The sequence below is a fragment of the Nonomuraea mesophila genome, assembly GCF_004352805.1.
GTDB classification, from domain to species: domain Bacteria; phylum Actinomycetota; class Actinomycetes; order Streptosporangiales; family Streptosporangiaceae; genus Nonomuraea; species Nonomuraea longispora.
The window spans coordinates 1-6917 of record NZ_SMLD01000279.1; the positions used below are offsets into that span (position 1 = coordinate 1).

General features: G+C 72.8%; 6 protein-coding genes. All 6 read right to left on the minus strand.

Translation table 11 applies throughout. From position 1 onward, the window contains the following. Positions 1–1429, minus strand: a 1429-nt coding sequence (locus E1295_RS46170; RefSeq protein ID WP_132641455.1) for a CHAP domain-containing protein, incomplete at its 3' end; no start/stop codon positions are given. Positions 1430–1687: 258 nt separating this feature from the next. After that, positions 1688–2437, minus strand: coding sequence for a glucose 1-dehydrogenase (locus E1295_RS46175; RefSeq protein ID WP_132641457.1), 750 nt, complete (start codon positions 2435–2437; stop codon positions 1688–1690). After that, a complete protein-coding gene (locus tag E1295_RS46180; RefSeq protein WP_132641459.1) occupies positions 2424–4442 on the minus strand; it encodes an acetate--CoA ligase family protein in 2019 nt (672 codons plus the stop codon). The genes E1295_RS46175 and E1295_RS46180 overlap by 14 nt, the downstream gene beginning before the upstream one ends. Further along, the gene (locus E1295_RS46185) at positions 4439–5947 is read right to left on the minus strand and encodes a class I adenylate-forming enzyme family protein (protein WP_132641461.1); all 1509 of its coding nucleotides are present in this window, start codon (positions 5945–5947) and stop codon (positions 4439–4441) included. Before E1295_RS46185 ends, E1295_RS46180 begins: the two co-directional genes overlap by 4 nt. 29 nt (positions 5948–5976) lie before the next feature. After that, a complete protein-coding gene (locus tag E1295_RS46190) occupies positions 5977–6300 on the minus strand; it encodes a VOC family protein (RefSeq protein WP_342775976.1) in 324 nt (107 codons plus the stop codon). Further along, positions 6297–6653: a Zn-ribbon domain-containing OB-fold protein gene (locus E1295_RS46195; protein ID WP_132641465.1), complete on the minus strand. Its 357-nt coding sequence runs from the start codon at positions 6651–6653 to the stop codon at positions 6297–6299. Before E1295_RS46195 ends, E1295_RS46190 begins: the two co-directional genes overlap by 4 nt. Positions 6654–6917 lie beyond the last annotated feature (264 nt).

Consider the following 6917-nt stretch of genomic DNA (forward strand, 5'->3'; position numbering starts at 1 on the left):
GTGGGGTCGGAGAAGTGTATAAGGGACAGGGTGGGTGACGGTGACGAGCGGGGCGAAGGGGTCCGTGCCGGTGGTCCGGGTGGGGGGCGAAGGCGTCGAAGCTGCTGCTCGCACCCGGGATGACGATGCGTTCGAAGGGGCCGGTGTCCACGACGCGGTCGAGCGGGCCGGTGTCGAACGTGATCTCGAGCGGGCCCGTCTCGGCGGGAGCAGGGTCGAAGGCAGGGGTGAGCGTGCTGTCCGTCGTGTGGGGCGTGAACCCGGGCGTCGCGGTGTGGCGGGGGGAGCCGCCCGCCCTGGTGTGGCGCGGGGTGTGCGCGGCGGCGGTGTCCGTCGTACGGAGGTCCGGGGCGTCGGTGGCCAGGTCGAACGGCCGGGTCGCGAGCCGGCGCCGGGGTGTGGGGGCGGCGGAGCGGCGCCGGCGGTGCCCGGCCTTGGAACGGGCCGGGCGGGAGCCCGTGGCGGACGCGGCGGACGCGGCGGCGGCGTTCGCCCGCAGCCGGCGGGTCTTGGCCACGGCGAGCAGCGCCAGCGCGGCCACCAGCGCCGAGCCGACCAGCGTCGGCGTCGACACGGCGGGCATCGGGCCGGTGACCGTGGTGTCGACGTGGGTGGGGAGCGGGTCGGCGGTCGCGGCCGTGGTGTCGGCCGTGGACGGTTTGGCGTGCTTGGCCTTCTTGGCGGGCTCCTTGCCGGTGGCGCCGCCGGTGGCCCGGGAGGTGGCCTCTGAGGTGGCCTGCTCGGCCTTCTTCGACGGGGCCGGGCTGGGCTCGGTGTCGCGGCCGCCGGAGTGGGGAGCGCGGGCGGGCTCGTCGCGTTCGGCACGCGGGATCATGGCGGACAGCGCCTCGTCCTCGGGAAGTTCGAGCACGCCGACGTCGTTGCCGGGCCTGGACGGCTCCTCGGCCCGCTCCTCCGCCTTCTTCTTGGCCTCCTTGGCCTGCTGGGCGGCCTCCTCGTCGAGGCGCTCCTTGATCTCCTCCGGGTAGCCGTAGCCGACGACCTTGCTCGTGTCGCGCTTCTTGCGCTTGGCGACGCCGCCGTCGATGTTGCCCTCGATCGTGTGGATCGTGTTGCCCTCGACCCGCGTCACGACCCCCACGTGGTCGATCCTGCTGATCTTGTTGGATCCGCTCCAGTCGTAGAAGACGATCGCGCCGGGCTTGGGCTTCTTCCCCCACGCGCCCTGCTCCTTGAACCATTTCGCGTGGGCGACCGTCCAGGCGAACTGGCCGATCCACTCCTCGTAGCCCAGCTTGTGCGCCGCCCAGGACAGCATCATGTCGCACCACGGGGCGGAGCTGTAGTCGGCGTCGAACTCGACGTTCTTGCCGTACCAGGAGCCGAACTTGGTGTACGCGCCGGCCTTCTCCGAGTAGCCGAGCTGGCGCTCGAGCAGCTCGATGAACTTCTGCATCTCTGGCGTCATGGAGGCGTGGGGGAACCTTCCGGGCAAGACCGGTTTTGTCCACGCAGACCCGGGTAAGGGAACGCCCTGTGACTGGTGTGACGAAACCGGCGGCTTGTCATCTCCTGCGATGTGCGAGGTTACCGTTTGGTAACCCCAGGTCAAGCACGCCTCAAGAGAGGGTCGACTCTTCTTGGGAAAGAACCGCAGGTCAGGATGCTGCCAGAAATGTCCGATCCAGGTGGTTTAAACCCAAAAGATCTACCTTGGGGTGAGATCTTAGTATCCAGCCCCCGTCAGCAGCCCGCCGTCCACCGTGAACTCGCTGCCCGTGCAGTAACTGGCCCGGTCGGAGGCCAGGAACGCCACCACGTGCGACACCTCGACCGGCTTGGCGAACCGCTTGATGACCATGGACTTCACGAACGTCTCGGCGTCCACCTCGTTCACCAGGTCGGGGTTCGTGACCATCGGGGTGTCGATCGCGCCGGGGTGCACCGAGTTGACCCGGATCCTGTGCCGGGCCAGCTCCCGTGCCGCCGACTTGGTGATCCCGCGCAGCCCGAACTTCGAGGCCGAGTACGCCGACAAGCCCTCGGCGCCGATGAAGCCCTCGATCGAGGAGATGTTCACGACGGCGCCGCGCCCGGCCGCCTTCATGGGGTCGATCACCGACCTGATCCCCAGCCAGGAGCCCTTGAGGTTGACGCCGATCACCTCGTCGAAGTCCTCGGGGGACATCTCGTGGATGCGCTGATATTTCAGGATCCCTGCGTTGTTGACCAGGACGTCGAGCTTGCCGTACAGGTCGGTGGCCAGCGACACGGCCCGCTCCCACTCCCGCGCGCTCGTCACGTCATGCCGTACGTAGACCGCGCCCGTCTCCTCCGCCAGCGCCTTGCCCTCGTCGTCCAGCACGTCGCCGAACACCACCCGCGCGCCCTCCTGAAGGAACAGCCGCACGTGCGCCGCTCCCATGCCCCGGGCTCCGCCGGTGATCAGCGCGACCTTGCCGTCAAGCAACCCCATGACGTCCTCCTCCGGCGACGGCCGCCGCGGCCGCCTCCATGGAGCGGTAGACGGGGATCCCCGCCGCCGCCGCGATCCGCCTCACTTCGTCCTCGACGCCCTCGGGCGCGCAGTCGCCGTTCCTGGTGACGAGGGTGACCCGGGTGCCCGGCAGCGCGTCCTGGGCCCCCGCGACCGCCCTGGCGTAGGCGTGCAGGGGCTCGGCCGCGTACCCGTACGTGAAGAAGGCCTGCACGTTCACGTGGGCCACCACGTCCCGGTACGGCCGCCGCCGCGTGATCGCGGCGATCACGTCGGCCACGAGCCCGGCCCGCCCGAGCGGCCCGACGGGCACCTCCAGCGGGTTGCCCGTCGCGCTCACCCCGAGCCCGCGCAGCTCGTCGTGCGCGTCGTCCGGCAGCGGGTCGAGCCGCACGCCCGCCGCGTCGAAAGCGTCGGCGGCCAGCACGCTCGCGCCCCCGCTCGGGCCCACCACCAGCACGCCGTCCCCTGAGACAGGCCGCGAGCCGTGCGCCTGGAAGTACGCCAGCACCCCGATCAGGTCGTCCTGGCCCGACACCAGCGCGACGCCCGCCTGCTCGGCCACCGCCTCCCAGATCCGCCGGTCGCTCACCAGGCCGCCCGTGTGGGAGGCCGCCGCGCGCTGCCCCTGCCCGCTGCGCCCGCCGACGAGCAGCACCACGGGCAGGTCCGTGGCCCTCAGCGCCTCGTACAGCTCCCGGCCGCCGCGCGGATCCTCCAGGTACAGCCCGACCGCCCGCGTCTCCGGGTCGCCGGACAACCAGCGCAGCAGCTCGGCCGGGGTCACGTCGGCCGCGTTGCCGACCGTGGCGACCCGGCTGAACGCCAGCCCGCGCCGTTCCCCGACCTTGATCACCTCACCTGCCAGGCCGCCGCTCTGCGAGATCAGGGCCACGGAACCGGCCGGGCCGATTCCGCCGCCGACGAACGTCTGCCGGCCGCGTGGGCAGTAGACGCCCATGCAGTTGGGCCCCAGCAGCCGCGTGCCCGCCGCCCGCGCCGCCTCGACCAGGTCCCGCTCCAGCTCGTGCCGCCCGGCCTCGCCGAAGCCGCCGCTCATCACCTGGACGAACGGGATGCCGTGCGTCTGCCGTACGACGTCGGCGCACCGCCCGGCCGGTACGGCGACCAGCGCGTAGTCCACCTTGGCCAGCGCGGGGGAGCGCACGGCGGGCACGCCCGACACCTCGTCCGCCTCGGGATGCACCGCCACCAGCGGGACGCCCGCGTCGCGGTAGAAGCCGAGGAACAGGTTGCCGAAGCCCGGCCGGGTCGTGGACGCGCCCACGACGGCCACGGCCCTCGGCTCGAAGAGCGGCAGGAAGTCCGCGGGCGGTCCCGCCCGCGCCGGCGCAGGGGTCGCGGCGGGAAGCAGGCGGGCGTCGGCGGCCACGACCCCGGAGGGGCCCGCGATGACCGGGTTCAGCTCGAACTCGCCCAGCTCCAGCCGCTCCCACAACCCGCCGGGGCCCGCGACCGTCACGAGCAGCCCGACCAGCGCGTCCACGTCCACGGGTGGGCCACCGCGCCACCCGCGCAGGAGCGCGGCCCCGCGCAGCGAGGCCAGCATGCCCCGGGCGTCTTCCTCCGTGATCGGGCAGAGCCGCAGCGCCGTGTCGGCCAGCGCCTCGGCCCACACCCCGCCGAGCCCGGCCAGCACCACCGGCCCGAACCCAGGGTCGCGCACCAGGCCCACGATGAGCTCGACGCCGGCCTCCGCCTGCTCCTCGACGAGGAACCCCGCGACCTCCAGCCGCGCGGCCATCGCCTCGGCGGCCGCCGCGAGCTCGCCGTGCCGCAGACCCAGCACCACGGCCCCGGCCTCGGACTTGTGCACCAGCCCGGGGCCGAACGCCTTCAGCACCAGCGGCTCGGCCAGTTCGCCGGCCGCGCCGAAGTCGCCGTCGCCCACCACGACTCCGCGCGGGACCGGCACTCCCGCCTCGCGCAGCAGCGCCTTGACCTCGTGCTCGTACGCGCTCACCCGTACAGCTCGCGGATCTTCCTGCGCAGCAGCTTGCCGGGGCCGCCGGAGGCGTCCTGCGCGTGCGGCAGCTCCGCGGCCACCACGATGTGGTCGGGGCGCTGGTGGGCGGGGAGCGTGTCGGCCAGCGACAACGTGATCGTGGAGGCGTCCAGCGAGTGCCCGGCGCGCGGCACGACCGCCAGCAGCACCCGCTGCTCCGCCGCTCCCTCCGGGACGCCGACCGCGGCCGCCTCGGCCACGCCGTCGAGGGCGGAGGCGGCCTCCTCGATCACGGAGGGCTGCGTCCAGACGCCGCCCTTGACGATGGCGTCCTCCCGGCGGCCGAGCACGCGCAGCACGCCGTCGGCGGAGAGCGTTCCTAGGTCGCCCCCGACGTACCACTCGCCGCGCAGCACCTCCGCCGTGCGCTCCGGCAGACCGTCGTAGCCCGCCATCCGGTGCGGCCCGGCCAGGTTGATCTCGCCGGCCTCGTCGATCACTCGGTGGCCGCGCTGGTTCGTGATCCGTACCGCGTTGCCCGTGCGGGCGCGCCCGGAGGACCCGAGCGGGATCGAGCCGTCGTCCACCCGTCCCATGCACGTGTACGGCGCCTCGGTCTGGCCGTAGTACGAGAACACCGCCGCCTGCGGCAGCCTTTCCCTGATCCGGTCGAGCATCGTCGCGGTCAGCGGCTCGCCGCCCAGCATGATCACGCGGATGGACGACAGGTCGACGTCCTCATGGCCGGGAGAGCCCAGCAGCGCGGCGTAGAAGGAGGGGATCTGCGACACGTGCGTGACCCGTTCGCGGGGGACGACGCGCAGGAAGTTCGCGGGGCCCCAGTCCTGCTCCAGCACCAGCCGCATCCCCGCGTAGAGGGCGGGCCCGACGATGGCGGGGAAGCCGATGCCCCAGATGATCGCGCCCGTGCCGAACACCGCGCCGGGCCCGCGCGGCACGTCCAGCCAGATCTGCGCCGTGGCCAGCGACGACGCGTGCGTGTGCACGACGGCCTTCGGCAGGCCCGTCGTCCCCGAGGTGTAGTACAGCGCCAGCGGATCGTCGTGGAACCCGCCGAGCGGCGGTTCGGCGTCCGCGCCCACCAGCGGCTCGCGTACGTCGATCCACGTGGTCACCGCCGGGAGGTCGTCCCTGATCTGCTCGACCACCCCCGCGACCGTCCCGTCGTGGACCAGCGCCGTGCACCCCGAGGCGGCCACCACGTCCCGTACCGTCTCCACCGGCCAGTACGGGTTCAGCGCGGCCGTCACCGCCCCGATCTTCGCCTGCGCCAGGTAGACCTCGGCCACCCGCAACGTCTCGTTGAGCAGCACCGCGACCCGCCGCCCCGGCGTGATCCCGGCGGCGATCAGAGAGTTCGCGCGGCGGTTGACGCTCCTGTTGAGCTCGTCGTAGGTGAAGCTCTGCTCGCCGCAGTACGTCAGCGCCACCCTGCCGGGCGTGCGCAGCGCTCCCGCGGTCAGGATCGCGTGGCCGTAGTTGCCGTACGGTGATCGTGCCATGGGGGGTGCCTCCATATCAGAGGGCCTGGTCAGAGGGGTGAATAGAGCACGAAGACGTTCCCTGAGGGGTCGCGCAGCACGGCCCGCCTCTCGTGCGGCCCGTCCTCGGCGGCCCGCACCACCTCGGCGCCGCGACCGGTCAGCTCCCGCACGGCCCGCGTCACGTCGTCCACCTTGTACGAGGGCGCGGCCGAGGCGGTGACGTGCTCGGCGGGCCCGGCCAGCGCCACGGTGACCCCGCCCCCGTCGAGCGCCGCGAACCTGTCGCCGTCGCGGAACTTCACCGGCAGGCCGTAGAAGGCGATCGCCTCGTCCAGGTCGGCGACGGGAATCAGCACGTTGCCCAGCTTCACGCGGGTCTCCAATGGGGTAGATCGTCGATGAACGTCACGTGTACCGGCATTCCGACGCGCACCTCCTCCGGCGCGCACCCCACCACGTGCCCGAACACCCTCGGGCCGTCCGGCAGGTCCACCCAGGCCGCGACGTACGGCTCGCGGCCCTGGTAGCCGGGGGCGAACGAGCGGTGCACGACCGTGAACGTGTGCACCACGCCGTCGCCGGAGACCGGTTCGGAGCGGAAGTCCCGGGTGCCGCACCAGGGGCAGGCGGGCTCGGGGAGGTGACTGCGGCGGTCGCAGCCGGTGCAGCGCTGGATGACCAGTTCGCCGTTGGCGGCCCGGTGGGCACAGGTGTCACCGCTCATCGCTAGCCAAGCTAGCGCACGCTTGGTTGCCCCACAAGAGCCGCACCGCCCCTGCCGGGCGTCGCTGAAGCGTACTGGCCCCGGACGGCGTCAGGACCCCGCCGCGCGGCCGGTCAAGGGTGCCCGCAGGGGCGGTAAGGCGTCGGGTGTGGTGTCGGAAGGCGGGGTGGTGGAAGGCGGGGTGCCGGAGAGCACGGTGTCCGAGGGTGCGGTGTCGGGAGGCGGGGTGTCCGAGGGCGGGGTGTCCGAAGGTGCGGTGTCGGG

Bases quoted from the DNA above. Each gene is read 5' to 3' on its own strand.
- E1295_RS46175 (WP_132641457.1), bottom strand. From the start codon at position 2,437: ATGGGGTTGCTTGACGGCAAGGTCGCGCTGATCACCGGCGGAGCCCGG.
- E1295_RS46185 (WP_132641461.1), bottom strand. From the start codon at position 5,947: ATGGCACGATCACCGTACGGCAACTACGGCCACGCGATCCTGACCGCG.
- E1295_RS46195 (WP_132641465.1), bottom strand. From the start codon at position 6,653: ATGAGCGGTGACACCTGTGCCCACCGGGCCGCCAACGGCGAACTGGTC.